We start from the raw sequence: 26,610 nt of genomic DNA, 5'->3' as shown, positions 1-26,610 counted from the left end.
TCAGTTGCCGAGGCCGTCGAACAGTGCGGTCGAGAGATAGCGTTCGGCAAAAGACGGAATGATGACGACGAGATTCTTTCCCGCATTCTCCTCGCGGCTGCCGACCGCGATGGCCGCGGCCAGTGCTGCGCCGGAGGAAATGCCAACGGGCACGCCTTCGAGCTTGGCAACCTCGCGGGCAAGTTCCAGCGCCTCGGGACTGCTCACCGTGATGATCTCGTCGTAGATGTGCGTATCGAGGATTGCCGGCGCAAAGCCGGCGCCAATGCCCTGAATCTTGTGAGGTCCCGGCTGGCCGCCGGAAAGAACCGGCGATTCCGCCGGCTCGACAGCGACCACCTTGATGCCGGGCTTCTTCGACTTCAGCACCTGTCCCGCCCCGGTGATGGTGCCGCCGGTGCCGATGCCGGCAACCAGGATGTCGACCGCACCCTCGGTATCGTTCCAGATCTCTTCGGCTGTCGTGCGGCGATGGATTTCTGGGTTGGCCGGGTTCTCGAACTGTTGCGGGATGATGGCATCCGGGAGCGTCGCAGCCAGTTCCTCGGCCTTCGCGATCGCGCCCTTCATCCCCTTCGGGCCCTCGGTCAGAACGAGCTCGGCGCCGAGCAGCGCCAGCATCTTGCGGCGCTCGACGGACATCGTTTCCGGCATCGTCAGGATCAACTTGTATCCCTTGGCGGCCGCAGCAAAGGCGAGCGCAATTCCGGTATTGCCGGATGTCGGCTCGATCAGGGTTGTTTTGCCAGGCGAAATCTTGCCCTGGGACTCCAGCGACTCGATCATGGCAACGCCGATACGGTCCTTGACGGAAGCAATCGGATTGAAGAATTCCAGCTTGGCGAGCAGGTTTGCCTTTACGCCCTTCGCCTTGGCGAGCTTGTCGAGCCGCACGATCGGCGTGTCGCCGATGGTTTCGGTGATCGAGGAATAGATACGGCCACGGCCCGGTTTCTTCGACATTCGGCTCTCCCTTGATGAAATGTGCGGAGAGAATAGGGTCAAAGGCGGCCGGAGACCAGTGTGGCATCACTCGCGCGAAGGCGCCTTCGGAGAAAAAATCCTTTGAAAACCGACCTTTGCCGAACGAACTTTTTCAGGCTGCGCGGGTGGCGATGAAGGCTGCCGTGCCGACCAGAATGCCAGCCGCCATCTTGTTCAGTGCCTGCAGCGCACGCGGTTGCTTCAGCATCATTCGCGCACGTGCGGCAAGCAGCATATAGGGCACCAGAACAACCAGCAGGACCACGAAGGTGGTAGCGAGCAGGATGCCGTATTCGCGAAGCCCGATGCTGTTGAGGTCGATCAGCGTTGGCACCAGCGCGACGTAGAAAAGCATGGTTTTGGGGTTGCCAAGCGTTACCAGCAGGCCGGACAGGAAGCTCATGCCGATGTTGCTTGCCTTCTTTGCTGCGACGTCCAGTGGCAGCAGTCCGGCCGTCCAGAGCTTGTAGGCGATGTAGCCGAGATAGAGCGCACCGGCGATCTTGATGACAATGAAAACTTCCGTGAAGGTTTGTGCCACGAAGGCAAGACCGAGGATAACTGCTGTCAGATAGGTCATGTCGCCAAGGACGAGACCGAGGCCCATGAAAAACGTCTCGCGGAAATTCGAGCCTAGCGCGCGGGCAACAATCGCCGTGATGCCCGGTCCCGGAATCGCCGCCGCGATGAAAAGTGCTGCTGCATAAGCGAAAAGGGCGGTGAACGACATGACGGTAGCTCCTGCTTCAACCGCCTTCTACGCCTGCGGCCTGGTACTTTCAAGGATCGGAGCTCTTGTCATCATCCTGCGGTAGCTTGCCGCTATTGACGCTGGCTGTCGCGGTTCTAGTTCCACGGCGGTGATCGATGGCTGGTGAAAGCCGACACCTTGTCAACCGCCCCAATACCCACCAATTGCCCGCCGCTCGCCAAAGGAGACACCCGATGAGCCCTACGTCAGCCGAAAAGCGCAAACTCGCCCCGCTCGCTACCCCCACGGACCTGAAGAGCAATGCCATTCAGGATATCTCAGCCGTTCTGGCTGCGTTGCTGGCGGATGTTTTTGCGCTCTACATTAAGACTAAGAATTTCCATTGGCATATGTCGGGACCGCATTTCCGCGACTATCACCTGATGCTCGACGAGCAGGCCGAGCAGATCTTCGCCACGACCGATGCGATTGCCGAGCGCGCCCGCAAGATCGGCGGCACCACGCTGCGCTCCATCGGCCATATCGGCCGCCTGCAGCGCATCAACGACAATGATGCCGAGTATGTCACGCCGGAAGACATGCTGGCGGAACTGCGCGACGACAACAGGCAGCTGGTCTCGCTGTTGCGCGAGACCCATGATGTCTGCTCCGAGCACAATGACGTCGCCACGACGAGCCTGCTGGAAGTGTGGATCGATGAGGCCGAGCGCCGCACCTGGTTCCTGTTCGAAACGACGCGGCAGCAGAAGTAATCTCGTTGGCTTCTCGGATGATCAGCTCGCCCGCGCGCGCAAAAACTGCGCGGGCGTCCAGCCAAGGTTCATGCCTGCGGCGGCGACAAGGATGACGGCTGCGCCAAGCAGCTGCATCGGCTGCAATGCATGTCCGAAGGCCAGTCGATCCACAAGGATCGCCGCGATCGGGTAGATGAATGACAGCGCGCCGGTCAGATGGATCGGCAGCTTCTGGATCGCACCGTAGAGCAGCACATACATCAGGCCGGTGTGCACGATACCCATGGTGATCAGGATCGACCATGAGGAGCCGTCCGCGGGCAGGTCCGAGAAGTTCATGGTCGGCAGCAGCATGAGTACGCCGGTGGCAACCTGGATCAGCGCGATAAGGTGCGGCGGCGTACCCTTCAGCCGCTTTGCCGCCAGCGCCGCGAGAGCGTAGAAGAATGCGGCACCAAGCGCCAGCAAGATGCCGAGGCCGTAGCCCTCGTGCCCACCAGTGGTGGCAGGCTTCGCCTCGACGATCGCCGCCATGCCGGCAAAGGCCAGCGTCAGCCAGAACAGCTTTGCGGCGGTGATCTTCTCGCCGAGAAACAAGGCGCCCAGCGCAAGCAGCATGAAGGGTTGCGTGTTGTAGACAGTCGTAGCGATCGAAATCGATGCATGGCCGTATGATGCAAAGAGCAGCAGCCAGTTGAGAACGATGGCCACGCCGCCGAAGATCGCGATACCGACCGATTTCAAGCTGATGATACCAGGTCGAAGCAGCCCCATGGCAGCGCAGACCGCAAGCAGGCTGATCGCACCGAAGAGGCAGCGCCAGAACACCACGCCGCTCACCGGCTGGCCTGACATGACCACGAACCAGCCGATTGTTCCCGATATCAGCATAGCTGCGGTCATTTGGGCGGTGCCGGTGCGGATTTCGCTATGCATCACGTTTCTCCATCTCGATAGATGAAGATTATTGCGGTCCTGTCCCGGTTTATATAGTTTGCATTAGGTTGATTGTGCCGCTCTCCTGTCATTGTGAGGAATAATGTCGGTTTCGCCTAATGATAATGCGATCGATGATGTCGATCAGAGAATATTGGAGGCGCTGGCGGAAAACGCTCGCATCTCGTTGAAGGAGCTGGCACAGGCTGCCGGGCTTTCTTCACCGAGTGCCGCCGAACGCCTCCGTCGCCTGGAAGAGCGCGGGATCATCGCGGGTTTCACCATTGATATCGACGCTGCAGCACTCGGATACCCGCTGCAGGCGATCGTACGCGTCCGTCCGCTGCCGGGACAGCTGCATGTCGTTCAGCGGATCATCCAGGACACGCCGCAGTTCGTGGAATGCGACAAGGTGACGGGAGACGACTGCTTCATCGCCCGGCTTGTCGTCCGCTCGATGGCGGAGCTCGACACGATCCTCGACAAGGTGGCGGAGAAGGCCGAAACGAGCACCTCGATGGTCAAGGCATCGCCCGTCAAGCGTCGGCTGCCGCCGCTCGCAGCAAAGCCCTGAAAGGTAAGTGCTATCGGTTCGAGCGCGCCGAAATGGCAAGCCGCATCAGCTCTCCCATACGGATATGGCTGATGCCATAATCGACCCGCGCGGCGCGGTGCACAACGACGAGCTCGAGTGCCGGAACGACGATGATGTATTGCCCGCCAAAGCCGCTGGCATAAAACAGCGGCGTTTGGATGGAGAGCAGATCCTTCGGCGCATTCGCCTCCGCCGTCAGCCAGAGATAGCCATAGCCCCTGCCGCCCCCGAGATCAGAATGCGGTTGCGTTGACAGGCGAACCCAGTCCTCGGGCACAACCTGTACGCCGTTCCAGCGGCCGCCTCGCAGATAAAGCAGTCCGACCCTTGCGAAGTCGCGAGCACTCATTGCCATCTTGTAAACGGGATGCAGCGATTCGGGTCCATGCTGATAGCGGCAGTCGTCCGGCGAAAAGTCCTGCATGCCGAGGGGCGCGGCGATGCGGGCGGCAAAGCTTTCGAACAGGTTCTCGCCGGTCTGGGCTTCGAGAATCGTGCCGAGGACGTTGAAATCCCAATTGTTGTAGAACCAGAAAGAACCCGGCGGGTGGTTGCCGCGCTCCGGTCGTCCCCGCTTCGTGTCATAGACCGAAGGGAGATAGACGCCGGATCGCGCGGCGAGAAGGTTGCGAACCGTGGCCGTCCGTTCCTCTGCCGTCAGCGGCGCGACGTCGATGATACCGAGATCGGCGAGCGTGGCGGAAAGGTCGATCCGGCCGGCCTCGGCATGGATGCCGAAGAGCATGCTGATCAGGCTCTTGCGCACTGAAGCGATGCTCGACTTGTAGGCCGTGTCGCCCCAGGAAAAGGCGAGACGTCCGCCGTCGATAATCATCATCGCGGTTGATCCGCCGCGCTCCAGCTCGCGGACGAGGTTTTCCAGCACCGCGGCATCCCAGCCGCCCTCGGTACGCTGCCGCCATTCCGAATCCGGGTAAATGAATGCGACCTCCGCCATTTCAGCCCTCCTTCGATCTGCATAAGTCTCGGCTGGCAAGCGCGCGGGTGTCAGAAATCGGCCATCGGCGAAAGCATGGCGGGTGCTTCAAGCGCGATTTCGTCGCTGGCGCGAAACATAAAGCACGTGCCGCCTCCGGGTGCCCGCGTTTCGCCTTCCCAGCCAAGCCTGTCAGGGCAGAAGAGCACTTCGGCCATGGCCGGTCGCAGACCGAGGCTGCCGATGATTTCGGCAAGGGCGGCGATTTGCTGTGCCACGACATCGAGCAGAATGAAACGATCGCCATCCGCCTTCCAGGCGATGATCGTCTGCCTGTCCTCGATAAAGCTCAGCCGCACGCTCGGATCGAGCCGGGTGTTGATGAGGAACATCGCCGTGCTTTCCACGACGGCCAGCGTCTCCGACACCGGCATGCGGCGCTTCAAGGCCGCCTGCAATACGGAGAGGTCGGCTGGCCGCGAGGGATCGAGCGTGCGGGCAGGGCGACCCGAAGCGGCAGGCGCCGGCGCCGGGCCGGAATAGGCGTGCATCGGCAGCGCGTGAAAGCCGTAGGGTTCGTAGAGCGCCGGCTTGTCCGTGTAAAGGACGATGGCTTCGAAGCCCTTTTCCTCGCACCAGGCGAGTGCCCTTTGTGTGAGGTCGCGATAGAGGCCACGTCCGCGCCATGCGGGACGAACGGCACCCGATTGAAATGCGGCGGCATTCACGGTGCGCCCGTTGACCATAAGCGGCATTGCGAAGGCCGAAAGATTGGCGGCAAGCTGGCCATCAGCGGCGAACCAGCCGAAGGGCATGCTGCTCGGGTCGGGTCCGCCCATTTGCTGCAATGGGCCGATGTCGATATCGAATGTGTCCTTCAAGAGATCGACCAGCGCCTGCCAGGCCGTGAGGTCGCCGAAATAGTCTCGGCGGAAGGTCAGGCCGGAATGATCGATGCTCTTGGAGGTCATACTCCGGTCGATCCGAAACCGCCGGCGCCACGCGTCGTTACGCTCGCCTCGGAAATCTCTGAGATATGTGCCTGGATCGCCGGAGCGATCACCATCTGCGCGATGCGCATGCCTCTGGTGATCGCGAACGGCTCATCGCCGAGATTGATCAGCAGCACCTTGACCTCGCCGCGATAGTCGCTGTCGATGGTGCCGGGCGTGTTCAGGCAGGTGATGCCGTGCTTGAAGGCGAGGCCGGAACGCGGGCGCACCTGACCTTCGAAACCTTCAGGAATTTCGAAGATGAAGCCCGTCGGCACCAGCGCGCGCTTTCCGGGCTCGAGGGTCATCGGCATGGCGCCATCGACGGCGGCGCGTAGGTCCATTCCTGCCGCCCCCTTGCTTTCGTAGGAGGGCAGATCGAGATCCTGGCCGTTGGCGAGGCGGATGATATCAAGCGTCGGGCGCGTATCGGTGTGGATTGTCATGGGGCATTAGTTTGCGCCCGATGCGCCAAGGTCAATTGCAATGCCGGGCTTTAATCGCTAGATACGCCGCAATTCCACAGGATTCACACTATGGCCGAAAGTCTCGCCGAGGCGGTCTCCCGCCGCCGCACATTCGCTATTATCGCGCACCCGGACGCTGGTAAGACCACGCTCACCGAAAAACTGCTGTTGTTCGGCGGCGCCATCCAGCTTGCCGGCGAAGTCAAGGCAAAGAAGGACCGCATGCAGACGCGCTCCGACTGGATGAAGATCGAGCGCGAGCGTGGCATCTCCGTCGTTACGTCGGTGATGACGTTTGAATATAAAGACAACGTCTTCAACATCCTCGATACGCCCGGCCACGAAGACTTCGCCGATGACACCTATCGCACGCTGACCGCCGTCGATGCCGCGGTCATGGTGATCGACGCCGCCAAGGGTATCGAACCACGGACGCTGAAGCTGTTCGAAGTCTGCCGCATGCGCGACATTCCGATCATCACCTTCATCAACAAGATGGACCGCGAAAGCCGCGATCCCTTCGAGATCCTGGATGAAGTCGAGGAGAAGCTGGCGCTTGATTGCGCGCCGGTGACGTGGCCGATCGGCCGCTCGAAGACTTTCTGCGGCACCTACCACCTAGCCAACAATGAAGTGCGCGCCTCCGACACGCAGGAGATCATGACCAAGGTCACCGATCCCGAGATGGTGTCCCACCGCCTGCCTGAAAACGAGAGGGACGCGTTTGTCGAGGAGACGACGCTGGCGATCGAGGCGTGCAAGCCGTTTGACCAGAAGGCCTTCCTGGAGGGGCACCTGACGCCGGTTTTCTTCGGCTCGGCGCTGCGCAATTTCGGGGTGCGCGATCTCATCGACGCGCTCGGCGAGTTTGCGCCGCCGCCGCGCGATCAGGTCGCCGATATCCGTACCGTGCATGCGACCGACAACAGGATGACGGCGTTCGTCTTCAAGATCCAGGCGAACATGGACCCGAACCATCGCGACCGCATCGCCTTTGCCCGCATCTGCTCCGGCAAGCTCGAGCGCGGCATGAAGGCGCGGCTGTCGCGCACTGGCAAGCAGCTCGGCCTTACCGCGCCGCAGTTCTTCTTCGCCTCGCAGCGGCAGCTTGCCGATACCGCTTATGCCGGCGACGTCGTCGGCATTCCCAATCACGGCACGCTGCGCATCGGCGATACGCTGACGGAGGGCGAAGCGCTGGTGTTCCAGGGCGTGCCGAACTTTTCGCCGGAAATCCTGCGCCGCGTGCGCCTGGAAGACGCGATGAAGGCGAAGAAGTTGAAGGAAGCGCTGCAGCAGATGGCTGAAGAAGGCGTCGTCCAGCTGTTCCAGCCGGAGGATGGTTCGCCGGCTATCGTTGGCGTTGTCGGTGCGCTGCAGCTCGATGTTCTCAAGGAGCGTTTGATGGCCGAATATGGCCTGCCCGTCTCCTTCGAAATGTCGCGCTTCTCCGTCTGTCGCTGGATCTCCGCCGATCAGCCCGCCGAGCTCGAGAAATTCGTCACCGCTCGCCGCGGCGATATCGCGCGGGACTTAGACCACGATCCCGTGTTCCTGGCGCAGGACAGCTTCTCGCTCCGCTACGAAGCGGAGCGCTATCCGGCGATCAAGATGGCTGCCCTCAAGGAATATCACGCCGTCAAGGCAGCGTGATATTGGATCGGATATAACGATCTGCCATGATGCCTTAAGAAAAGGAGCGTTTCATGGTTTGCGAGAATGAAATCAGAGAAAACGAAGTCGCCGTCGAACTACCGCCGGCGACCGACGCCGGCCTGGTGTTCATCGGGCGCATACTGACGCCCTGGACCTCTCGCAAGGAGACGCCCCGCCAGGGGCGGCATGACGGTCCGCTCTGCAAAATCGAAATATTCGAGCCGTGGAGACAGGCTCTCCAGGGTGTGGAAGCCTTCGAGCGGCTGGAGGTGCTCTATTGGCTGGATCGGTCGCGGCGCGACCTCGTTCTGCAAAGCCCGGCCAGCAGCGGAAAGGTGCATGGCGCGTTTTCTCTTCGCTCGCCGGTGCGCCCGAACCCGATCGGAACCTCCATCGTCAAGCTGGAGGGAATAGAAGGTGGCGTCCTGCTGGTTCGGGGGATGGATTGTCTTGACGGTACGCCGCTTCTCGATCTGAAGCCCGATCGCACATTGTTCAAGCCGATAGCGCTGCCGCAGACTGGAGATTTCCAGGCCGGCGACGACGTGGCGCATTCTTGCAAGAGGGCCTGACGATCAGTCGACGGCGATCATGACGTCCGAGGCTTTGACGCCCGCACAGGCGTCGCCGCCGAAGGCGAGCCCCAGTTCATCGACGGCTTCGTTGGTGATGGAGGCCGTGACGATCGACCCGCCGCCGATATCGATTCGGACATGCGCCGTGGTCGCACCTTTCTTCACCTCGATGATCTTTCCCTTCAGTCGATTCCGTGCGCTGATCTTCACGAGATGTCTCCTGGCTCGGGATGGCAGACTGTATCGGCTCGGCCCCGGTGTCGCAATCTTACTCGCCGCGCGGATAGCGTTGGCTTTCTTCCAACACATTCAAATCCATGTGGTTGCGCATGTAGCGTTCGGAAGCCTTTTGCAGTGGTTGATAGTCCCAGGGATAGTATGCGCCGTTCCGCAGTGCCTCGTAGACGACCCACCGGCGCGCCTGGCTTTCGCGCACGGCGGCATCGAAGCCCTGCAGGTTCCAGCGCTTCTCGGCCAGGGACTTGAGGTTCTCCAGGATTTCGACATGTCCTGCATCGCCGGCAAGGTTGTTCAGTTCCTTGGGATCCGCGTCGAGATCGAACAGCAGCGGCGGGTCCTTGTCGCAAAGGGTGAGTTTGAAGCGACCGTCGCGCAGGCAAACGAGAGGGGCTTCGGAACCTTCGGCGGCATACTCCATCGGCACTGGGCCACGCCCCCCGGTCCCGGTCGCGAGTGGCGCAAGGTCTTCGCCATCCGTCCATGGTGCGAGCTTGGTCATGTCGATGCCCGCCAGTGCGGCCAGCGTCGGCGTCACGTCGAGCGTCGAGACCGGTTGCTGGATGCAGGCGACATTCCAGCCCGGAGCCGCGATCGTCAAGGGCACTCGTGAGGAGCCGTCGAAGAAGCACATCTTGAACCAGAGGCCACGGTCGCCGAGCATATCGCCATGGTCGGAAACGAACAGCACGATCGTGTTGTCGGCCATCCGCGCGCGCTCGAGGACGTCAAGGATCTCGCCGATCTTGTCGTCGACGTACGAGATGTTGGCGAAGTAGCCTTGGCGTGCGCGCCGGATCTGCTCCGGCGTGATTTCGAACGCATCATAGTCGCAGGCCTTCAAAAGGCGCTGCGAGTGCGGATCCTGCTGGTCGAACGGAATCGCATCGACATCAGGATCGAGCGCCGGGGAGTTCTCGTAGAGGTCCCAATATTTGCGGCGTGCGACATAGGGATCGTGCGGATGCGTGAAGCTCACCGTCAAGCACCAGGGACGGTCGTCGTGACGGCGCGACAGGTCGTAGAGCTTGCGGGTCGCGTTGTAGGCGACCTCATCGTCGTACTCCATCTGGTTTGTGATCTCGGCAACGCCTGCGCCGGTCACCGAGCCGAGATTGTGGTACCACCAGTCGATGCGCTCGCCGGGCTTGGTGTAGTCAGGCGTCCAGCCGAAATCGGCGGGATAGATGTCAGTCGTCAGACGTTCCTCGAAGCCATGCAATTGGTCGGGACCGACGAAATGCATCTTTCCGGAGAGGGCGGTATGGTAGCCGGCCGCACGCAGATGGTGCGCGAATGTCGGGATATCAGATGCGAACTCGGCGGCATTGTCATAAACGCGGGTCCGGCTCGGCAGTTGGCCGGACATGAAAGATGCGCGTGCCGGCGCGCAAAGCGGACTTGCCGTGTAACTATTGGCAAATCGGACGGAGCGTTGCGCCAGCGCTTTCAGATGCGGTGCGTGAAGGAAATCGGCCGGTCCGTCGGGAAACAGCGTGCCATTGAACTGATCGACCATCAGAATGAGAATATTCGGGCGCGCCATGCGTATGGTGTCCTTCGGCTTTCGGGAGCGGGAACTTAGCCGCATCCGCGAAGCTGTTCCAGTCTGCGTTGACTGGAAATCGCGCCAGGAATCTCGGCCTCATCTCGCTTATGCCATTTGATTGCTTTATTGATTATCCATATCGGATGACCTGTGAAGCAGGCATTTTTTGATATCCTATCTAAGGATTTTTTATGGAAAGCCGCCGTGTCGAACTTGGATGGATGAGAATATTCGCTGAGATCGGCAAGGCGGGAAGTCTGTCGGCGGCTGCAGGCGTTCTTGGCCTGACGCAACCTGCCGTCAGCTATCAGATCCGCCGGCTGGAGGAGCAAGTTGGCGTCAGCCTCTTGAAACGCCAGCATCGGGGCGTGGAGTTGACGCCCGAAGGCCAGCGTCTTTTCGACATCGTCGCAAAGAGTGTCAACGAGATCGACCAGCTGGCGCGGCGCTTCCGCAATGAATCTGATCGGCCAATCATAAGGCTGCGTACGGATTATGCGTTTTCCGCCCTATGGCTAATCCCGCGCATGCATGCCTTCCGCACGCTGTACCCGAATGTTGATATTCAGATCGTCGCGACGCAGCGAACACAACGCGACCGGTCGGACGACGACGATGTTGCTGTTGTCTTTGGCAGGCGGTCGGAGTTAGAGCGCCACGCCGTTCTGCTTTTGCCGGAAAGGGTCGCACCCGTCTGCACCCAAGGCTTCCTCGATCGCTACGGTGCCATCTCCACGCCGACGGACCTTGCCCGAGCGCGCCTGATCCATCTCGATGCCGCGGAACCTTCGCCCTGGTTCGACTGGCGGCATTATCTCGCGGAATTCGGTGTCAGCCGCGATACTCACGCGGGGCAGGGCGATGTGAGCTTCAATACATACTCGCTGGTCGTGCAGGCCGCGATCGGCGAACAGGGGGTTGCCATCGGATGGATGGGCCTCGTCGACTCGCTGCTCGCCTCGGGGATGCTGAAAACCGCAGGTCCGGCGCTGGAAGCGCCGGACCGTGGTTACTGGCTATTGCCATCGCGCACGCGTGATGCCCAAAGCGATCTGCTTGCGGCATGGCTCACGGTGGAAGCCGGTATCGTCAGTCGACTAGATCCTTGAGAAAATCGTCGCACCAACGCGACACATCGTACTCCAGCAGATAGTCCATCATCCGCTGCCAACGCTCGCGGCGTTCTTCCAGAGGCATATTCAACGCACGCGCCAGCGCGTTGGCGGTTCCTTCGATGTCATAGGGATTGACCAGCAACGCCCCCCTCCTCAATTCGCGCGCTGCGCCGGCGAAGCGGGATAGTACGAGCACACCAGGATCTTCGGGATCCTGTGCGGCGACATATTCCTTTGCCACGAGGTTCATGCCGTCGCGAAGCGGCGTGACCAAGCCAACCTTGGCCAGTCGATAAAGACCCGCGAGGATCGGACGACTGACGGAGCGGTTGATATAGCGGATCGGCACCCAGTCCACCGTCCCCAGTGCGCCGTTAACTCGGCCTGCCTGTTCCGCGACGGTGCGCTGCATTTGTTCGTATTCCGGGACTTCCGAGCGTGATTTCGGTGTGATCTGCAGATAGGTGACCTTCCGCTGGTGGGCTGGATTGTTGACGACGAAGCGCTCGAAAGCGTCCAGCCGCTGGGTGATGCCCTTGGAGTAATCCAGTCTGTCGACGCCGATGATAAGGTCGCGGTCCTTGATGCTTTGCCGCGCTCGTTGCACCAGATGGTGGCTGCCGGCCTTCTTGGCGAATTCGGCGAAGGCGGCGGTCTCGATGCTGATGCCGTAGGCTCCGCCCTTGAAAACCTTGTCATTCGCTGTGAAGCGGCCGTCGCCGATGGCGTCGCCCATATCCTCGCGGCGAAGGCAGCCGGCAAAGTTTTCGAGATCGTGGTCCGTCTGAAAGCCGACGAGATCGTAGGCGGCAAGACCGCGCATGATTTCCTCGTGAACCGGCATGGTGTAGAGCACATCGGCCGGCGGCCAGGGAATGTGCAGGAAAAAGCCGATGCGGTTCTTGAAGCCCATTTGCCGCAGTTCCGCGGCGAGCGGGATCAAATGGTAGTCATGGACCCAGATGATGTCGTCCGGCCGCAGCAGCGGCGCAAGCCGATGCGCGAAGAAACGATTGACGCGGAAATACCCCGCCATTTCCTTGCGGCCATACTCCGCGAGGTCCAGGCGGTAGTGACAAATCGGCCAGAGCACGCGATTGGCGAAGCCGTGATAGTATTCCTCGACATCCTTGCCGGTGAGATCCGTCAGTGCATAGGTGATCTTGCCCTCTTCCGTCAGCGAGAGCGGGCCGGGCTCGTCGTTTTCGCTCGATTTGCCGGACCAGCCCATCCAGATGCCGCCCCGTTCTTCGAGTGCCGCTTTGAGCGCCACCGCCAGTCCGCCGGCGGAGGCCGCGCCCTCCTTCGCGGGAGCTGGCACGCGATTGGAGACGATGACAAGACGGGTCACGGAGGTTCCTTTCATCGGGAGGGCGGCACATCGTGCATGGATCAAACGGCGAGCTGCCCAATCAGTTCCCGCACCGCCGATGAGGAAGGCAGCGCCAGAATGGCGGCAGTGTCCGAAGACGGCCCGACACGAACGGAATGGCCGCCAAAGCGATTGGCGACACGGAACATCGCCTCGTCCGTAACGTCGTCACCGATGGCAATCGGACGCCTGCCGGCAAAGGGCGGCATCGACAGAAACGTCTCCACAGCGTGACCTTTGTCGGCGCTCGCGGGTCGGATTTCGAGAACCATCTTGCCGCGCTGCAAGGTCCAGTTCGGCCCGACCTTGGACTGCAGCCTCTCCATGATCAGCTCCACATCCGCCTGCCTTTGCGGCGCGAGGCGATAGTGAGCGGCGACCGCAGCTCCCTTGTCTTCCACGAGTACGCCTTGCAGATTTTCGGTTGCGGCGCGGAGCTCCGCCTTCAATGCCTCGAATGCGGCAGTGGTCTCGGCTTTCATGATGCTGCCGTCCGGCCAACGCAATTCGGCGCCGTGCAAGCCGGCGATCGGAAATCGGAATGGTGCGAACAGCTCGTCGGCATAAGCGAGTGCCCGTCCTGTGACCAAGGCTAGCGCGCCACCGAGCCTTCGCGACGCGGCATAAAGCGCTGCCGGCAGCGACGGTGGCATGACGATCGCATCCGGCACCGCGGCCAGGTCAAGCAATGTGCCATCGATATCGAGAAAAAGAGCGCAGTCTTGAGGGGAGGATAAAACGGCGCTTAGCAATTCCGTCTGCCCTGAGGCCGGTTGCGGCATCACGGCAGGAAATGGCTCACTGGGGTATGACATGCTGACATACCTATGTCGGCATCTGCCGAAGGCAACCCGTTTTGGCTCAATAATGCGAGGAAATCTCAGATTTTGCCGTGGAATCCGTGCACTGATCAATCGTTCATTCAGCCGGCATTGTGCCGGAATGCTCGGTGAAGAAGGCCTTGGCATCGGCGGTAAAGGCTGCGCGCTGAACGCTCCGCGTGTAAAACATGTGACCGCCGGGATAGACCTTCAGCGCCACCCGCTCGCCGGCAAGCGAAGGCGGCAAGTGGTCAACAACATAACGGCTCACGCCATAAGGAGTGACGAGATCGCTGTAGCCGTGGGCGATCAACAGGCGGAATTTCGGATTGGAGGCGAGGAACTGGCGAATATCGTCGGTGACGCTCGCCTGCAGCCTAGAACCACCGCCGCGTCCGCCCCATTCCCATCTGCGGCTGATGTCGCCGTCCAGCAGCGAATAGGTCATCTCGGTCTTGAAGCCGAGTTCATTGCGCGCATAGTCGGCGAAGGCCCCGCCATAGGCGCGGGTGAAGCCGTCGAGGATGGCATCGTCGCCACGGTCAGAGTCCGACTCCGGATAAGGATCGGGCGTCGAGAACGCCGCGTCGTAAGGGCTGACAATTCGACCATCCTGCCCGCTTGATTGCTTCGCATAGGCGTTTCCGAGGAAGCCGCGGTTCTTTGCCACGATATCTTCGGGAATGCCGGTCATGCCGGCAACCTTCCCGTAGAAGGCTTTGGCCGCCTGGCCAATCGGCAGCGGGCCAGCGAGTGTCGTCAGATAGTCGCCAAGCGCAAATTTCTCCGCATCGCGCTGCTGCGCTTCATCGAAGGCATTGCGTCTGTCCATGTTCGCTGCCGCAAGCGACGGAAACTCGAGTGCCGCGCCCAGTGCAAACTGATCGGCATTGAACATCAGTTGCCCTTCGAGCAATGGCGAAAGCATGATCGCGCCCGAAACGATGATGCCTTGGCTATCCTTCAGCGCGCCGACCACCTTGGCGGCGCGGAAGCCGCCATAGCTCTCTCCGAGAAGATATTTGGGCGAACCGGACCGGTTGTTGTGGGCGACATAGAGAGCGATCGCCTTCGCAACGCTCTGCGCGTCGGAATTGACGTTGTAGTAATTGGGGGCGTCGTCGGCCTTGGCGGTTCGGCTCCATCCGGTTCCGATCGGATCGATGAGGACAATGTCGGTAAAGTCGAGCCAGCTCTGCGGATTGTCGGTCAATTTTGCATCGGCCCCATCGGCCCCATCCGGGCCGAAATCCAGGATGCGCGGCCCTACGAGGCCGAGATGCAGGAACGCCGATGCGGCGCCGGGGCCGCCGTTGAAGGCAAAGGTCAGCGGCCGGTCGGACCTCCCGTTCTTGGCGACATAGGCCGTATAGAATACGGCGCCGGCCTTGGAGCCGTCTTGCGCAAAGAGATCCAACGTGCCGGCCGTCGCCACGAAGTCGAGGGTCCGGCCGCCGATCGTCATTGTGTGCTGGGTGACCGAGTCGCTCGGCAGCAGCTTCAATACGCCCTCGCTCGATGAACCCTGTGCGGCAGCCTCGCCTCGACCCTCCTGCGATAAGGCGGGGGGCAGCGGAGCAAGCAAGGCGGTTGCAAGCAGAATGGCGGATAGGAAACGCAAGACTTCTCCTCCGACGGAAGCGGCATGGGAGGCGTCAGCGTAGCATCGCCCCGTTGGGGGAGAAATCAACAGATGGTGAGGCCGACGTCAGTCCGCCTTCTCGATCGTCTGCGCATTCACATACTGCGCGCGACCGGCGTTCCAGCCGTTGATAGCGGCGCCGGCACCAAGCACCACGAAAAGCACTGCCGACCATGCGAAGCTGCCGGTCCAGCCGCGGATGAGCCCGACCAAGAGCGGGCCGATCGCGGCAAGAAGGTAGCCCACGCATTGGGCCATGCCCGAAAGATGGGCCGCGACATGCGGATCGCGCGACCGCAGCACGATCGTCGTCATCGCGACAGCGATCAGGCCGCCCTGGCCAATGCCCTGCAGCACCGCCCAGACCCAGATGGTGAAGAGCGGCGCAAACAGCAGGCCGAACAACGCGACGACGGCAACGACGCAGAGCGACGCATTGATCACGCGCTGATCCTTGCCCCTGACGGCGATCTGCGGGGCAACCAGGCATGCCGCAGCCTGAACCATCACGGATACCGAAACGATCGCTCCAGCGGTGACGCCGTCAAGACCGCGCTCGCGCAGGATCGGGACGAGCCAACCAAACACGCAATAAGCCAGAGCCGACTGCAGACCCATGAAGAGAGTGACCTGCCAGGCCAGGCGATCCCGCCACAGCCCTTGGACGGAAAAGCCGCTGCGCTTGACTTGATTCTTGGTGGACAGCACCTGCGGCAACCAGATCATCCCGACGACCAATGCAGGCAGACCCCAGGCGGCCAGCGCTCCGGAGAGCGAGCCGCCGAGGATGCGCTCGAGCGGCAGCGTGAAGCCTGCGGCGCTCGCCGCGCCCGCGCATAGTGCCATCGTGTAAAAGCCGGTCATCAGCGCTGCGCGATCGGCAAAGTCGCGCTTGACCAGCCCTGGCAGCAGCACGTTCCCGACCGCGATGCAGGCGCCGGCAAGCGCAGTGCCGACGAAGAGCAGCGGAACGGATGATAAGCCACGCAGACCCGTCCCGAGCGCCAGCAGGACGAGGACCGCCAGAAGCGTGCGCTCCGATCCGATCCGCTGGGCAAGCCGCGGCGCCAACGGCGAAAAGGCGCCGAGGCAGACGACGGGCAGGGTGGTCAGCAGGCTGGCACCGAGGGATGAAAGGCCGAGTTCCGTCTTGATTTCGGGCAGCAGCGCGGAGGCGCTGGAGAAGACGGGACGCAGATTGAAGGCGATCAGGACGAGGCTGGCGCCAAGGAGAAAGCGCACCGCTGCGCTGCTGCCAACGGGGGGCTGCGGCTGCGGTACGCTATCGGCTTCGGCATCGATGAGCTGTTCGTCCGCCAGGTCGTAGACCTGTGCGGCATCCTGAAGGGGCGTGGTCATGAATGGAGCATCCGGTCGAGAGCGCCGATGATGGGGGCCATGAAGCGGCGAACGGCCGCATCGGCCTGTTGCGGATCGCCGGTGGCGAGCGCGTCGATGATGTCGGCATGCGCCCGCATATCAGGCTCGGGAATCTCGTCGTCCAATGTCGCCGCGATCGTTTCGGCAATCGAGGCGGAAAAAAACTGATAGATTTCGATCATCGCGCGGTTGGCGGAAGCGGCAATGATCGCCTTGTGGAAAGCAAGATCGCGTTCGACGAAGACGCTTCTGTCGCCGCCTTCGAAATTGCCCCGCTTGGCGAGAAGCGCCCGCAACTCCGCAATGATCTCAGGCGTTTGTCGTATCGCGGCCAGCCGTGCGGCCTCGACATCGAGTGCGCACCGGGCTTCGAAGAGGTCGCGCAGACCGGCGCGACGCGCCATGGTGAGCGGCAGCCGGGTGTCGGTGGTCGAGAGCACGTAGGTTCCCGAGCCCTGCCGGGTTTCGAGCAGGCCTTGCGACACCAACACCCGCACCGCCTCTCGGATCGTGCCGCGGCTGACGGAGAGCGTGGAAGACAGCGTCGCCTCGTTGGGCAATTTCTCGCCCACGGCCCATCGCTTACCCAGTATCTCCGTGCGGATCGCCTCAATGGCCGTGTCCGCAAGTTTCGTTCTTGCAATTGGTTGCATCGCCCGTATTCATAAAGTCATCAGATGACTTTATGAATACCTTGAGGCCGTTGTCCTCGTCAATCCTATGCTGAAAAATGAAAAGGGCCGCTCGAGGCGACCCTTTCCATGAGTTCTGGCCTGTAAATGGCCGGACCGTCAAAGCGATCCTAGGAAGGTGGGCTTAGAGCGAGGGCTGCCTCGCTTTCATCACCACTTCCATGCCTTTTACGAGGTCCGAAATCTCATTAGACATTGGATCACCTTCCTTTCGTTCTGTTGAAGATAGATAAAAGGTAGGATGATTCGCCGGAGATGCAAGAAAAAACGAGGTGTCAGGTGCTGCGCAGCTTCCCTGGCAGCGGTGTTTCACTTTACGGTCGCCGACAATACACCAATGTTTACAATGATGTCCTGTATGCTGCCGTAGTGAGCAAACATTGCGGCAGAGGGCTGTGGATTAAGCCGGCTCAGTGTGCGGCCTTGATGAAGGTGCCGTTCTGTAACTCTCGCATCGCCTGCATGATCTCCTCTCGCGAGTTCATGACGATCGGCCCATGCCAGGCAACCGGCTCCTCGATCGGCTTGCCTGAAACGAGCAGGAACCGGATGCCTTCGTCGCCGGCCTGCACCGTCACTTCGTCACCGCTGTCGAAGACGACGAGCGTCCGGTTGCCGGACATGTCGCGAATGTTGAGTTCCTCGCCGTTGACCTCCTTCTCGACACGGACGCCGAACGGCTTGGAGGCGTCGCGGAATGTGCCGGAGCCTGCGAAGAAATAGGCAAATGCGTTGCGATAGGTCTCGACAGGCAGGCGCTTCTTCTTCCCCGGAGGGACCGAGACATCGAGATAGATCGGTTCGGCTGCGACGCCGTCAACTGGCCCCGCTTTGCCCCAGAAGTCGCCACAGATAACGCGCACGGCCGTACCGTCGTCATCGACAACGACGGGAATGTCGGCGGATTTGACGTCCTGATAGCGCGGCGCCGTCATCTTCAGCGACGAGGGCAGGTTGGCCCAGAGCTGGAAGCCATGCATGCGTCCGGCAAAATCGCCCTTCGGCATTTCCTGGTGCATGATGCCGCTTCCTGCCGTCATCCACTGGATGTCGCCGGCGCCGAGCAGACCGCGATTGCCGAGGCTGTCGCCGTGCTCGACCGTGCCTGCAAGCACGTAGGTGATCGTCTCGATGCCGCGGTGCGGATGCCAGGGAAAGCCGCGGATATATTCGGCCGGATTGTCATTGCGGAAATCGTCCATCATCAGGAAGGGGTCTGTCATCGACGGATCCCCGAAGCCGAAGACGCGGTGCAGCTTCACACCGGCGCCTTCCATGGTTGGCGTTGCGGTGCTCGTATGCTTTACGGGACGTATCGACATGGCATCCTCTCGAAGGTTTCAACTTGCCCGGGACTATAGCCGCCGGACCAGCCTCGGCGAAATTGGCCGCCGCGGGAACGCACTGTTCACAAAAGAAGATGTCGCATTGCGCAATTCGATCGCATCGACCGTCAGAAATTTGTCATCTTCCGCTTGCAAGTCAGGAAGCCGTTCAGGTCTTATTAACCATCAGATTCGACAATCGTTGTCGCGTTTCAGCATTTCTCCCGCCTCCAACAACGCGGGCTCCGGAGTGGAAAGAGCATGTGTCGCTGGGCAGCCTATCGCGGAGACCCCCTCTATCTGGAGGAACTGGTGTCCTCGCCCGCGCACTCGCTGATCGAGCAATCGCATTGCGCGACACGCGCCAAGACCCCCACCATGGCGACGGTTTCGGCATCGCCTGGTATGGCGACCGCCCGGAACCTGGCCGCTATCGTGATACCTTGCCGGCTTGGTCCGACTGCAATCTCAAGAGTTTGGCGCGGCAAATCCGCTCTCCGTTGTTCCTGGCGCACGTACGGGCAGCGACCGGCGGCGGCACCCGCCGTGACAACTGTCACCCCTTCACCTTCGGCAATTGGTCCTTCATGCACAATGGCCAGATCGCAGGTTTCGAACGGCTGCGTCGCCCTATGGAAGCGATGCTTGATGACGAACTCTTCAACGCCCGCGGAGGGACGACCGATTCCGAACTGATGTTCTTGCTCGCCCTGCAGTTCGGCCTGCAGCAGACGCCGATGGCTGCGATGGCGGAGATGATCCGCTTCGTCGAAAGCCTTGCCGAGAAACTTCTCGGATCGGTGCTGCTGCGCTACACGGCTGCCTTCTCGGATGGCAAGGCGCTCTACGCGATCCGCTATGCGACCGACCGCAAAGCGCCGACGCTCTATGCCTCTCCGCTCGGCAAGGGCTACTGCTTGGTGTCCGAGCCGCTGAACGATGATGTCGATGCCTGGGCGGAGATCCCGGACGGAAGCGCCGTCACGCTCGGCGAAAATGGCCTTGCTATCGCGCCGTTTCGTCCGGTGCAGGCAGTTGCAAAAGCCACCCCGGTCGCGATCACGGCTTGAGTCGTTCGGCAATCATCGCCGCAAGCCTCGTTGCAACCTCTTCCTTCGCCAGATCCGGCCATTGCTCGATGCCGCTGTGGCTGACGATTTTCACCCTGTTGCGGACGCCGCCCATGATGCCGGTTGCCGGCGAAACATCGTTGGCGACGATGATATCGGCACCCTTGCGGTCAAGCTTCGCCCTGGCGTTGCTTTCCACATCCTGCGTCTCTGCCGCGAAGCCGATCACCAGCTTCGGCCGCATCGTGTGATGGCCGACCGTCTTTAAAATATCGGGATTCTCCGTCAGCGCGAGCGTCGGAATGGATTCGCCCGGATGTTTCTTGATCTTCTGGTCGGTGGCCGACGCAACACGCCAGTCGGCGACCGCCGCAACCATTACGGCGACATCCGCAGGAAGCGCGGCAAGCACGGCGTCCCGCATCTGATCTGCGCGCTCGACATGGACGACCTTGACGCCAAAAGGATCGGGAATGGAAACCGGTCCGGAAACGAGGGTCACATCTGCGCCAAGCGCCGCAAGCGCCGCGGCAATTGCATGTCCCTGGCGGCCAGAGGAGCGATTGGCGATGTAACGCACAGGGTCAATCGGCTCATGCGTCGGGCCGGAGGTGACGATCGCCTTGCGGCCGGTAAGCGGCTTCGGCCGATCATGGAGCAAGGCTTCCGCCGCGGCGACGATCTCGAGCGGTTCGGCCATGCGCCCGATGCCCGCTTCGCGGCTCTCGGCCATCTCGCCGGACATAGGCCCGATGAAGCGGATGCGGTCGCCGCGCAGAGTCTCGACATTGCGCTTCGTCGCCGGATGCGCCCACATATGCGGGTTCATGGCCGGGGCGGCGAGCACCGGCCGGTCGGTCGCAAGCAGGACGGTCGAAGCAAGGTCGTCTGCGAGCCCGTTCGCCATCTTGGCCAGCAGGTCTGCTGTTGCCGGAGCAATCAGGACGAGGTCGCAATCGCGCGCCAGCCGGATATGGCCGACATCCTGCTCGTCCTGCCGTGAAAACAGATCGGTGAACACATGGTCGGCGGCGAGGGCGCCGACCGCAAGCGGCGTCACGAATTCCTCCGCGCCCTTGGTCATCAGTGGCCGCACCGATGCGCCCCGCTCCTTGAGCCGTCGGATGAGGTCCAGGCTTTTATAGGCCGCGATCCCGCCGGAAATGACGAGGAGGATGCGTTTGCCGCTGAGAACCATGACGTTCGTCCATCGAGTATCTGATTGTGTGAAACCCTAAGCCTTTGGGGAATAATAAGCAATCGGCAGCGAAGGCCGATCGGTCGCAGTGACAGCACCTTGCTGCTGTGGCATGGAACGAAGCATGGGGACCATGCGCAGCATCTTGCGGGATCGGGTATCGGCCAGCGCTGTCGCGCTGCTGGTCGCCTGTCTGCTGTTGATCCAAGGGCTGCTGGGCGGCAATGCTCAGGGCGCCGTGGCGGCATCCGCCGTCGATCCCTTCACGATCACTTGCTCTTCGAGCGGACACGGTTCCGTCGATGATGCCGGCCACGGTAATTTGCCGGCCAAGAAAGCGCCGGAGTGCCCGTGTGGCACGCTCTGCCGCCTGGCATCGGCCGCCATGCCGGCAATTCTCGACGGGCAGACGGGTCCTCTTTATGTCGCGGTCGAGACTGCGATCGACACCGCGATCCGAACCGATGCAGTCATTTCTCCGGCCTTACGCGGGCGGATCGCCGAACCGCGTGCGCCCCCCATCACTGCCTGACGTCATCGTTCCGCCTCCGCGCCTATTGGGCAGAGGCCCGATTTTCTTACGTTGGGAGACATTCATGTCCGACCTTACCATCGGTCGCGAGAGCGTCGGCGCTTCGGTGCGCTCCGCCTCCGACCTCTATCGCGCCGTCTGGCGTTGGCATTTTTACGCCGGCCTTCTCGTCCTGCCTTTCATGATCACGCTGGCAATTACTGGCGCCCTCTATCTTTTCAAGGATGAGATCGATGCGGTGATCCATTCTGATCTCAAGCGCATTGAAGTGCAGCAAGGCGCAAGCCGGGTAGCACCTTCCGCAATGGTGACCGCCGCCCTCACCGCCCACCCGGGAATTGCCATCAGGTTCACCGACCCGGCCGCGTCGGATGCGTCGGCTGAAATCACCATCGGCACCGAGGCGGAAGGCAAACTTGCGGTCTACGTAAATCCCTACACCGCCGAGGTGCTGGGCGCGCTGCCTGATCGCGGCACCGTCATGTGGACGATCCGCTACCTTCACAGCCTCAAGTATTTCGGCAACTACGCGCGCATGCTGATCGAGATCGCCGCCGGCTGGTCGATCCTCCTCGTCGCCACCGGCATCTATCTCTGGTGGCCGCGCCGGCAGACAGGTGGTGTTGTCTCCGTTCGCGGTACGCCAAAGCGGCGAGTCTTCTGGCGGGACATGCATGCTGTGACCGGGATCTTCGTCGGCTTCTTCATCGTCTTCCTGGCCATTACGGGAATGCCCTGGTCTGGGGTCTGGGGCGGCAAGGTCAACGAATGGGCAAACGGTATCAACTTCGGCTATCCCGCAGGCGTGCGGGTTGCCATACCGATGTCCGACGAACATCTCGATCACGTCGCCAAGACTTCCTGGTCTCTGGAACAGGCGCAGGTGCCGCAGTCTGCCGGGCACGCGCATCATGCACAGCCGATCGGTCTCGATAATGCGGTCGCCGCCTTCGACCGTCTTGGCCTGCATCGGGGCTACGGCGTCAACATACCAATGACAGCGGATGGCGTGTTTTCCGGCTCGGTCTATCCGGACGATCTTTCCAAGCAGCGGGTCGTGCATCTCGACCAGTACTCGGGGAAGTCGCTGATCGATATGAGTTATGCCGACTACGGTCCGCTGGGGAAATCGCTGGAGTGGGGCATCAATACCCATCTCGGCCAACAATTCGGGCTTGCGAACCAACTCGTGCTGCTCGCCGCCTGCCTGGCGATCATCCTGCTTGCGGTTTCGGCTGTCGTCATGTGGTGGAAGCGACGCCCGGCAGGTTCATTTGGCGTACCGCCGATGCCTGCTGACAAGCGCGTGTTTCGTGGCTTGATTGCGATGCTTGCCGTTGGTGGGATCGTTTTCCCGCTGGTCGGCCTGTCGTTGATCGTCATGCTGGTGGCGGACTGGCTGCATCTCAGAGCCAGAAGGCCGCGATCGGGCTGAGACGCTCGTTGAAACTGGCCGATAAGCGGCAGAAAGGCCGCGGAGGAGAGGAGCCGCGGCCTTATTCATGCGCCTCTGATAGGGTCTCGGTCCTCAGAGGTTGCTCATCCCGCCATCGATGACGAGCTCGCTGCCAACGATGTAGGCAGCCTCATCGGAGGCAAGAAAGATGACGGTCTTCGCGACTTCGCCGGCATCGCCGAAACGGCCAACTGGGATCTGCGACTGGATCTGTGCCGCCATCGCCTTGGAATCGGCTTCCGACATGCCAAGTTTGCCGTAAAGCGGTGTTGCGATCGGGCCGGGGCTGACGGCGTTGACGCGGATGCCGCGACCGATCAGTTCTCCGGAGAGCGTCTTGGCAAGCGTCAAAAGCGCCCCCTTGGTCAGAGCATAAACGCTCGAATTCGGCATGCCGATATGGGCATTGATCGAGGTGTTTAGCACAATCGAAGCCTGCTTCGAAAAGACCGGCAAAAGCGCCTGGATGAGGAAGAATGGGCCCTTGACGTTGATCGCGATCGACTTGTCGAAGGCTTCCTCGCTCCATTGTTCGAGCGGGCCGAATTCGGCCACGCCGGCATTGACGAAAAGAATGTCGAGATCCCCGAAGGCATCCTTGATCGCGCCGGCGACGACTTTCTGGCCGGCAGCGTTGCCGGCATCCGCCTGTATGACCAACGCCTTGTCGCCGAACTCGGCGCGGGCGGCCTCGACGCTCTTCTCGCTGCTGCCGGTGATGGCTACACGAGCGCCTTCGGCAATGAATTGACGGGCGGTTTCGAGGCCGATGCCGCTGGTGCCGCCGGTGATGAGGGCCGTTTTGTTCTGTAAGCGTGCCATTGTCGTGGGTCCTTATGATCCGGTTGATGCTGGGAGGATGCGATGCAATTGCCTGTCGCGACGAACCGCTCATCCCCGGAAAATCTCTCCAGTCAGAGCGGATAATCCGCGGCCTCAGGTGCGGGTGATCGATGCGCCGCCGTCTACGAGTGAGGACGTGCCGGTGACGAAGCTTGAATCGTCGGATGCGAGGTAGAGAACCGAGCGCGCAAGCTCATCCGGCGCTGCGACGCGCTTCAACGCATGCAGGTTGGTGATGAAGCTCTGCTTGTCCGACGTGTCGTTCATCTCGCGATACATATCGGTATCGACCGCACCCGGCAGGACGGCGTTGACGCGGACCTTCTTTTGCCCGAATTCGGCGGCGAGCGCCTGCGTCAGACCAATCAGGCCGGACTTGCTGGCGGCATAGGCGGCGACGCCAGGGAAGGCGAAGCTGTAGCCGACGAAGGTCGAGGTGAAGATCACCGAGCCGCCACCGTTCTTTTCCATCTGTCCGATCTGATGCTTGGCGGCAAGAAAAGAGGCCGTCAGGTTGATCGTCAGAGCCTCGGCGAAACCGGCTTCCGAAACGCCGGTGCTGGGTCCAGCTTCGCCAAGGATGCCGGCGTTGTTGAAGGCAACGTCGAGCTTGCCGTAGCGGTCGACGGCGGTGGCGACCAGCGCCTTGTGATAATCTTCCGAGCGAACGTCGCCGGCCACGGCCACGGCCTCTCCCCCGGCTGCCTTGATCTCTTCGACCAGACTGTCGAGTTCTGCCCGGCGGCGGGCGCCGACCACGACCTTTGCGCCTTCGGCAGCAAAGAGTTTGGCGGTTGCACGGCCGATGCCCGAGCTTGCGCCAGTGATGATGGCGACTTTTCCATTCAAGCGGTTCATTGTTCCATCTCCAGTGTGGGTTTTGGGACGGCGATTGCCGTCCCTTTCGATGGGCAGAAGATGGCATTTTCTTTTCGTTCGGATTAGTCTCCAAATGGTGGAACTCGAATTCGGATTTACCGAACGATGATCAGGATTGAGGGAATAACGGCCTTCGTGGCGATCGTGGAATCCGGCTCGCTCAGCGAGGCCGCTAGGCGCTTGCGACTTTCAAAGTCGGTCGTCAGCGAAAGGCTCGCGGAACTCGAAAGGTCGCTTGGTGGCGTGCTCCTGCATCGCACCACCCGGAAGCTTACCCTGACAGAAGACGGTACGGCTTTTCTGGAGCGCGCGACGCGGATCGTTCAGGAAATTGAGGAAGCCACCGCGGAGATGGCGGTGCGCCGCGGCACGCTGTCCGGCCCGCTGCGGATAGCCGCCCCCGTCACCTTCGGGCGCATGCACCTTGGCCCTGCGCTCTACCCCTTCCTGGCCGAGCATCCGGAAATCCAACTGGTGCTCGACATCGACGACCGGCGCGTCGATGTCTCGTCCGAAGGTTATGATGCGGTGATCCGCCATGGCCCAATCGTCGATTCCCGCCTGGTTGTTTGGAAGCTCAGCCGCAGCCGCCGGATTCTCGTCGCTTCTCCGGCTTATCTGGATCGCCATGGCATGCCGAAAACCCTAGCCGATCTCAATGGCCACAAGGGCATTTTCTACACCAATCGTGGCGTTGCGGACTGGCGCTTCCAGACGCCAGATGGCGCGATTGTCGTCCGCGCCAGTCAGGCGCTCGGGATGAACAACGGCGATATGATCCGCGATGCTGCGGCCGCCGGTCTCGGCATCGCGCTTCTTCCCGCATTCATTGCCGGACGCGCGATCAGCGCAGGGCAGCTGCAGGAGATCGATGTCGGCTACAAACCGGAAGCCGAGTTCATCTACATGGCCCATCCCGAGGGTCGCAATCCCTCCGCTAAGCTGCGCGCCGTCGCCGACCACTTGCGCAAGACCTTCGGCGATCCGCCCTATTGGGATACTGCCGGCTGATCAAATGAGGCTCATCATATTGGCGGCCACCCGCGACCGCTGTGCCTTCAGCACGGCGAGGCCGAGACGCGCGACCAGAGGTGGTCCCTCAATCGGCCGGTAGGCCACGCCATCGAGTGCCAGATGCGCAATCGAAGCCGGGACGATCGACACGCCAAGATCGGCGGCGACAAGATTGACGACAGAGGGAATCTGGGGCGCCTCCTGTGTCACGACAAGCTCGAAGCCAGCATCGCGGCACCCGCGTACGATATCATCGTAGAGACTGAGACCAACCGTGCGCGGAAACAAGATGAAGGGCTCGCCGGCAAGCGCTGAGAGCGGCACCTTGTCGTATTTTGCGAGCGGGTGGTGCGCCGGCAGGGCGATCAGCATCGGCTCATCGGCCAGCCGTTTCAGCGTGACGTCTTTCGGATCCTCCAGCCCGGGCCTGATGAAGGCGACGTCGATTTCCTGGCGCAGCAATTTCTCCATGAGCCAATTGCTGTTCATCTCGGTCAGCGACAGGCTGACATCCGGCCATTGTCCACGAAAACGACGGATTGTGCCGCTGACTGCTGTGTTGAAGGCTGAGGAGGCGGTGAAGCCGAGCGCCAGCCTGCCGGTCTCGCCGCGTGTCGCGCGCTGGGCGGCGAGCTTCGCCTTCTCGGCAGCCGCGACGGCAGCGCGTCCTTCCGGCAGGAAGGCGTTGCCGGCCTCTGTCAACTCCGCGCCATGCGGAACGCGATGAAACAGCGCGGCCCCGACTTCGTTTTCGAGATCGCGGATTTGCTGGCTGAGCGGCGGCTGGCCGATGCCGAGCTTCGCTGCGGCGCGAGTGAAATTTCCCTCTTCGGCCACGGCCAGGAAATAGCGGATATGGCGCAACTCCATCGGTATCTCCAAAAGCTATGAAGAATG

26 protein-coding genes and 1 pseudogene are annotated in these 26,610 nt (G+C 61.5%); 9 read left to right on the top strand and 18 right to left on the bottom strand.

The window, feature by feature from the left end; genetic code table 11:
* Together cysK and FHT71_RS20820 are read right to left on the bottom strand one after the other, a co-directional pair.
* Positions 1 to 963 (bottom strand): cysteine synthase A, encoded by a 963-nt coding sequence (cysK, locus tag FHT71_RS20825; protein WP_132591891.1) that lies wholly within the window; start codon positions 961 to 963, stop codon positions 1 to 3.
* A gap of 133 nt (positions 964 to 1,096) precedes the next feature.
* Positions 1,097 to 1,714: a LysE family translocator gene (locus FHT71_RS20820; RefSeq protein ID WP_007799536.1), complete on the bottom strand. Its 618-nt coding sequence runs from the start codon at positions 1,712 to 1,714 to the stop codon at positions 1,097 to 1,099.
* Between the two features lie 215 nt (positions 1,715 to 1,929).
* On the opposite strand from FHT71_RS20820, the gene FHT71_RS20815 reads away from it, so the two are divergent.
* Positions 1,930 to 2,448 carry a DNA starvation/stationary phase protection protein gene (locus tag FHT71_RS20815; protein ID WP_007799538.1) on the top strand — a complete coding sequence of 173 codons (519 nt, stop codon included), beginning with the start codon at positions 1,930 to 1,932 and terminating at the stop codon, positions 2,446 to 2,448.
* A 21-nt stretch (positions 2,449 to 2,469) separates the two neighbouring features.
* Here the strand turns inward: FHT71_RS20815 and FHT71_RS20810 are convergent, their stop codons facing one another.
* Positions 2,470 to 3,366 (bottom strand): DMT family transporter, encoded by an 897-nt coding sequence (locus FHT71_RS20810; protein ID WP_132591893.1) that lies wholly within the window; start codon positions 3,364 to 3,366, stop codon positions 2,470 to 2,472.
* 103 nt (positions 3,367 to 3,469) lie between these two features.
* On the opposite strand from FHT71_RS20810, the gene FHT71_RS20805 reads away from it, so the two are divergent.
* A complete protein-coding gene (locus tag FHT71_RS20805) occupies positions 3,470 to 3,940 on the top strand; it encodes an Lrp/AsnC family transcriptional regulator (RefSeq protein WP_007799543.1) in 471 nt (156 codons plus the stop codon).
* A 10-nt stretch (positions 3,941 to 3,950) separates the two neighbouring features.
* Here the strand turns inward: FHT71_RS20805 and FHT71_RS20800 are convergent, their stop codons facing one another.
* The 3 genes from FHT71_RS20800 to dut are packed head-to-tail and all read right to left on the bottom strand — an operon-like array spanning position 3,951 to position 6,336.
* A complete protein-coding gene (locus FHT71_RS20800) occupies positions 3,951 to 4,919 on the bottom strand; it encodes a serine hydrolase (protein WP_183721717.1) in 969 nt (322 codons plus the stop codon).
* Positions 4,920 to 4,969: 50 nt separating this feature from the next.
* Positions 4,970 to 5,869: a GNAT family N-acetyltransferase gene (locus tag FHT71_RS20795; protein ID WP_132591897.1), complete on the bottom strand. Its 900-nt coding sequence runs from the start codon at positions 5,867 to 5,869 to the stop codon at positions 4,970 to 4,972.
* Positions 5,866 to 6,336 carry a dUTP diphosphatase gene (gene dut, locus FHT71_RS20790; RefSeq protein ID WP_007799549.1) on the bottom strand — a complete coding sequence of 157 codons (471 nt, stop codon included), beginning with the start codon at positions 6,334 to 6,336 and terminating at the stop codon, positions 5,866 to 5,868. The genes FHT71_RS20795 and dut overlap by 4 nt, the downstream gene beginning before the upstream one ends.
* Positions 6,337 to 6,426: 90 nt before the next feature.
* On the opposite strand from dut, the gene FHT71_RS20785 reads away from it, so the two are divergent.
* Both FHT71_RS20785 and tsaA read left to right on the top strand, forming a co-directional pair.
* Entirely contained in the window at positions 6,427 to 8,010 is a 1,584-nt protein-coding gene (locus FHT71_RS20785) for a peptide chain release factor 3 (protein ID WP_183721714.1), read from the top strand.
* A gap of 53 nt (positions 8,011 to 8,063) precedes the next feature.
* Positions 8,064 to 8,585: a tRNA (N6-threonylcarbamoyladenosine(37)-N6)-methyltransferase TrmO gene (gene tsaA, locus FHT71_RS20780; protein WP_132591901.1), complete on the top strand. Its 522-nt coding sequence runs from the start codon at positions 8,064 to 8,066 to the stop codon at positions 8,583 to 8,585.
* Positions 8,586 to 8,588: 3 nt separating this feature from the next.
* Here the strand turns inward: tsaA and FHT71_RS20775 are convergent, their stop codons facing one another.
* Entirely contained in the window at positions 8,589 to 8,798 is a 210-nt protein-coding gene (locus tag FHT71_RS20775) for a molybdopterin-binding protein (RefSeq protein ID WP_132591903.1), read from the bottom strand.
* 58 nt (positions 8,799 to 8,856) lie between these two features.
* On the bottom strand, positions 8,857 to 10,371 hold the full coding sequence (gene betC, locus FHT71_RS20770) for a choline-sulfatase (RefSeq protein ID WP_132591905.1): 1,515 nt from the start codon (positions 10,369 to 10,371) through the stop codon (positions 8,857 to 8,859).
* A gap of 194 nt (positions 10,372 to 10,565) precedes the next feature.
* Here betC and FHT71_RS20765 point away from each other — a divergent pair, with 194 nt between their 5' ends.
* Entirely contained in the window at positions 10,566 to 11,483 is a 918-nt protein-coding gene (locus tag FHT71_RS20765; RefSeq protein ID WP_132591907.1) for a LysR family transcriptional regulator, read from the top strand.
* Here FHT71_RS20765 and otsA read toward each other — a convergent pair.
* The 6 genes from otsA to FHT71_RS20735 all read right to left on the bottom strand — a co-directional run bounded on the left by otsA (position 11,464) and on the right by FHT71_RS20735 (position 18,718).
* The gene (otsA, locus tag FHT71_RS20760) at positions 11,464 to 12,840 is read right to left on the bottom strand and encodes an alpha,alpha-trehalose-phosphate synthase (UDP-forming) (protein ID WP_132591909.1); all 1,377 of its coding nucleotides are present in this window, start codon (positions 12,838 to 12,840) and stop codon (positions 11,464 to 11,466) included. The two genes, FHT71_RS20765 and otsA, sit on opposite strands and share 20 nt — an antisense overlap.
* 41 nt (positions 12,841 to 12,881) lie before the next feature.
* Positions 12,882 to 13,676 carry a trehalose-phosphatase gene (gene otsB, locus FHT71_RS20755; RefSeq protein WP_132591911.1) on the bottom strand — a complete coding sequence of 265 codons (795 nt, stop codon included), beginning with the start codon at positions 13,674 to 13,676 and terminating at the stop codon, positions 12,882 to 12,884.
* Positions 13,677 to 13,779: 103 nt separating this feature from the next.
* Positions 13,780 to 15,303, bottom strand: coding sequence for a carboxypeptidase (locus FHT71_RS20750; RefSeq protein WP_183721711.1), 1,524 nt, complete (start codon positions 15,301 to 15,303; stop codon positions 13,780 to 13,782).
* 87 nt (positions 15,304 to 15,390) lie between these two features.
* Positions 15,391 to 16,683, bottom strand: a complete 1,293-nt coding sequence (locus FHT71_RS20745; protein WP_183721709.1) for an MFS transporter — start codon at positions 16,681 to 16,683, stop codon at positions 15,391 to 15,393.
* Positions 16,680 to 17,357 (bottom strand): FadR/GntR family transcriptional regulator, encoded by a 678-nt coding sequence (locus FHT71_RS20740; protein ID WP_132591917.1) that lies wholly within the window; start codon positions 17,355 to 17,357, stop codon positions 16,680 to 16,682. Before FHT71_RS20740 ends, FHT71_RS20745 begins: the two co-directional genes overlap by 4 nt.
* A gap of 449 nt (positions 17,358 to 17,806) precedes the next feature.
* A complete protein-coding gene (locus FHT71_RS20735; RefSeq protein ID WP_183721706.1) occupies positions 17,807 to 18,718 on the bottom strand; it encodes a pirin family protein in 912 nt (303 codons plus the stop codon).
* Positions 18,719 to 18,982: 264 nt separating this feature from the next.
* Between FHT71_RS20735 and FHT71_RS20730 the strand changes: the two are divergent.
* Positions 18,983 to 19,791: pseudogene (locus tag FHT71_RS20730) on the top strand (class II glutamine amidotransferase).
* On the opposite strand, the gene coaBC reads toward FHT71_RS20730, so the two are convergent.
* On the bottom strand, positions 19,781 to 20,989 hold the full coding sequence (coaBC, locus tag FHT71_RS20725) for a bifunctional phosphopantothenoylcysteine decarboxylase/phosphopantothenate--cysteine ligase CoaBC (RefSeq protein ID WP_183721703.1): 1,209 nt from the start codon (positions 20,987 to 20,989) through the stop codon (positions 19,781 to 19,783). The pseudogene FHT71_RS20730 and the gene coaBC overlap by 11 nt on opposite strands.
* Positions 20,990 to 21,113: 124 nt before the next feature.
* Between coaBC and FHT71_RS20720 the strand changes: the two genes are divergently transcribed.
* Both FHT71_RS20720 and FHT71_RS20715 read left to right on the top strand, forming a co-directional pair.
* The gene (locus tag FHT71_RS20720) at positions 21,114 to 21,521 is read left to right on the top strand and encodes a DUF2946 domain-containing protein (RefSeq protein WP_132591925.1); all 408 of its coding nucleotides are present in this window, start codon (positions 21,114 to 21,116) and stop codon (positions 21,519 to 21,521) included.
* A 64-nt stretch (positions 21,522 to 21,585) separates the two neighbouring features.
* Positions 21,586 to 22,956 (top strand): PepSY domain-containing protein, encoded by a 1,371-nt coding sequence (locus FHT71_RS20715; RefSeq protein WP_132591927.1) that lies wholly within the window; start codon positions 21,586 to 21,588, stop codon positions 22,954 to 22,956.
* 93 nt (positions 22,957 to 23,049) lie between these two features.
* Here FHT71_RS20715 and FHT71_RS20710 read toward each other — a convergent pair whose 3' ends face one another.
* A complete protein-coding gene (locus FHT71_RS20710; RefSeq protein WP_007799583.1) occupies positions 23,050 to 23,799 on the bottom strand; it encodes an SDR family oxidoreductase in 750 nt (249 codons plus the stop codon).
* Between the two features lie 114 nt (positions 23,800 to 23,913).
* Positions 23,914 to 24,678, bottom strand: a complete 765-nt coding sequence (locus tag FHT71_RS20705; protein WP_007799585.1) for an SDR family oxidoreductase — start codon at positions 24,676 to 24,678, stop codon at positions 23,914 to 23,916.
* A gap of 126 nt (positions 24,679 to 24,804) precedes the next feature.
* Between FHT71_RS20705 and FHT71_RS20700 the strand changes: the two genes are divergently transcribed.
* On the top strand, positions 24,805 to 25,710 hold the full coding sequence (locus FHT71_RS20700) for a LysR family transcriptional regulator (protein WP_132591929.1): 906 nt from the start codon (positions 24,805 to 24,807) through the stop codon (positions 25,708 to 25,710).
* Here FHT71_RS20700 and FHT71_RS20695 read toward each other — a convergent pair whose 3' ends face one another.
* Positions 25,711 to 26,583, bottom strand: coding sequence for a LysR family transcriptional regulator (locus tag FHT71_RS20695; RefSeq protein WP_007799588.1), 873 nt, complete (start codon positions 26,581 to 26,583; stop codon positions 25,711 to 25,713).
* Positions 26,584 to 26,610: the final 27 nt, after the last annotated feature.

It is taken from the genome of Rhizobium sp. BK060, assembly GCF_014193145.1.
Taxonomy (GTDB): domain Bacteria; phylum Pseudomonadota; class Alphaproteobacteria; order Rhizobiales; family Rhizobiaceae; genus Rhizobium.
The sequence above is the reverse complement of the archived record's forward strand: the minus strand, read 5'-3'. Positions and strand labels throughout refer to the sequence as shown.

Coding starts and splice junctions, on each gene's coding strand:
- dut (WP_007799549.1), bottom strand. CDS start 6,336: ATGACAATCCACACCGATACGCGCCCGACGCTTGATATCATCCGCCTC.
- betC (WP_132591905.1), bottom strand. CDS start 10,371: ATGGCGCGCCCGAATATTCTCATTCTGATGGTCGATCAGTTCAATGGC.
- tsaA (WP_132591901.1), top strand. CDS start 8,064: ATGGTTTGCGAGAATGAAATCAGAGAAAACGAAGTCGCCGTCGAACTA.
- FHT71_RS20700 (WP_132591929.1), top strand. CDS start 24,805: ATGATCAGGATTGAGGGAATAACGGCCTTCGTGGCGATCGTGGAATCC.
- FHT71_RS20735 (WP_183721706.1), bottom strand. CDS start 18,718: ATGTCGATACGTCCCGTAAAGCATACGAGCACCGCAACGCCAACCATG.
- FHT71_RS20800 (WP_183721717.1), bottom strand. CDS start 4,919: ATGGCGGAGGTCGCATTCATTTACCCGGATTCGGAATGGCGGCAGCGT.
- FHT71_RS20705 (WP_007799585.1), bottom strand. CDS start 24,678: ATGAACCGCTTGAATGGAAAAGTCGCCATCATCACTGGCGCAAGCTCG.
- FHT71_RS20785 (WP_183721714.1), top strand. CDS start 6,427: ATGGCCGAAAGTCTCGCCGAGGCGGTCTCCCGCCGCCGCACATTCGCT.
- FHT71_RS20820 (WP_007799536.1), bottom strand. CDS start 1,714: ATGTCGTTCACCGCCCTTTTCGCTTATGCAGCAGCACTTTTCATCGCG.
- FHT71_RS20740 (WP_132591917.1), bottom strand. CDS start 17,357: ATGCAACCAATTGCAAGAACGAAACTTGCGGACACGGCCATTGAGGCG.
- otsB (WP_132591911.1), bottom strand. CDS start 13,676: ATGTCATACCCCAGTGAGCCATTTCCTGCCGTGATGCCGCAACCGGCC.
- coaBC (WP_183721703.1), bottom strand. CDS start 20,989: ATGGTTCTCAGCGGCAAACGCATCCTCCTCGTCATTTCCGGCGGGATC.
- FHT71_RS20810 (WP_132591893.1), bottom strand. CDS start 3,366: ATGCATAGCGAAATCCGCACCGGCACCGCCCAAATGACCGCAGCTATG.
- FHT71_RS20745 (WP_183721709.1), bottom strand. CDS start 16,683: ATGACCACGCCCCTTCAGGATGCCGCACAGGTCTACGACCTGGCGGAC.
- FHT71_RS20805 (WP_007799543.1), top strand. CDS start 3,470: ATGTCGGTTTCGCCTAATGATAATGCGATCGATGATGTCGATCAGAGA.
- FHT71_RS20765 (WP_132591907.1), top strand. CDS start 10,566: ATGGAAAGCCGCCGTGTCGAACTTGGATGGATGAGAATATTCGCTGAG.
- FHT71_RS20795 (WP_132591897.1), bottom strand. CDS start 5,869: ATGACCTCCAAGAGCATCGATCATTCCGGCCTGACCTTCCGCCGAGAC.
- FHT71_RS20815 (WP_007799538.1), top strand. CDS start 1,930: ATGAGCCCTACGTCAGCCGAAAAGCGCAAACTCGCCCCGCTCGCTACC.
- FHT71_RS20715 (WP_132591927.1), top strand. CDS start 21,586: ATGTCCGACCTTACCATCGGTCGCGAGAGCGTCGGCGCTTCGGTGCGC.
- FHT71_RS20720 (WP_132591925.1), top strand. CDS start 21,114: ATGGGGACCATGCGCAGCATCTTGCGGGATCGGGTATCGGCCAGCGCT.
- FHT71_RS20695 (WP_007799588.1), bottom strand. CDS start 26,583: ATGGAGTTGCGCCATATCCGCTATTTCCTGGCCGTGGCCGAAGAGGGA.
- FHT71_RS20710 (WP_007799583.1), bottom strand. CDS start 23,799: ATGGCACGCTTACAGAACAAAACGGCCCTCATCACCGGCGGCACCAGC.
- cysK (WP_132591891.1), bottom strand. CDS start 963: ATGTCGAAGAAACCGGGCCGTGGCCGTATCTATTCCTCGATCACCGAA.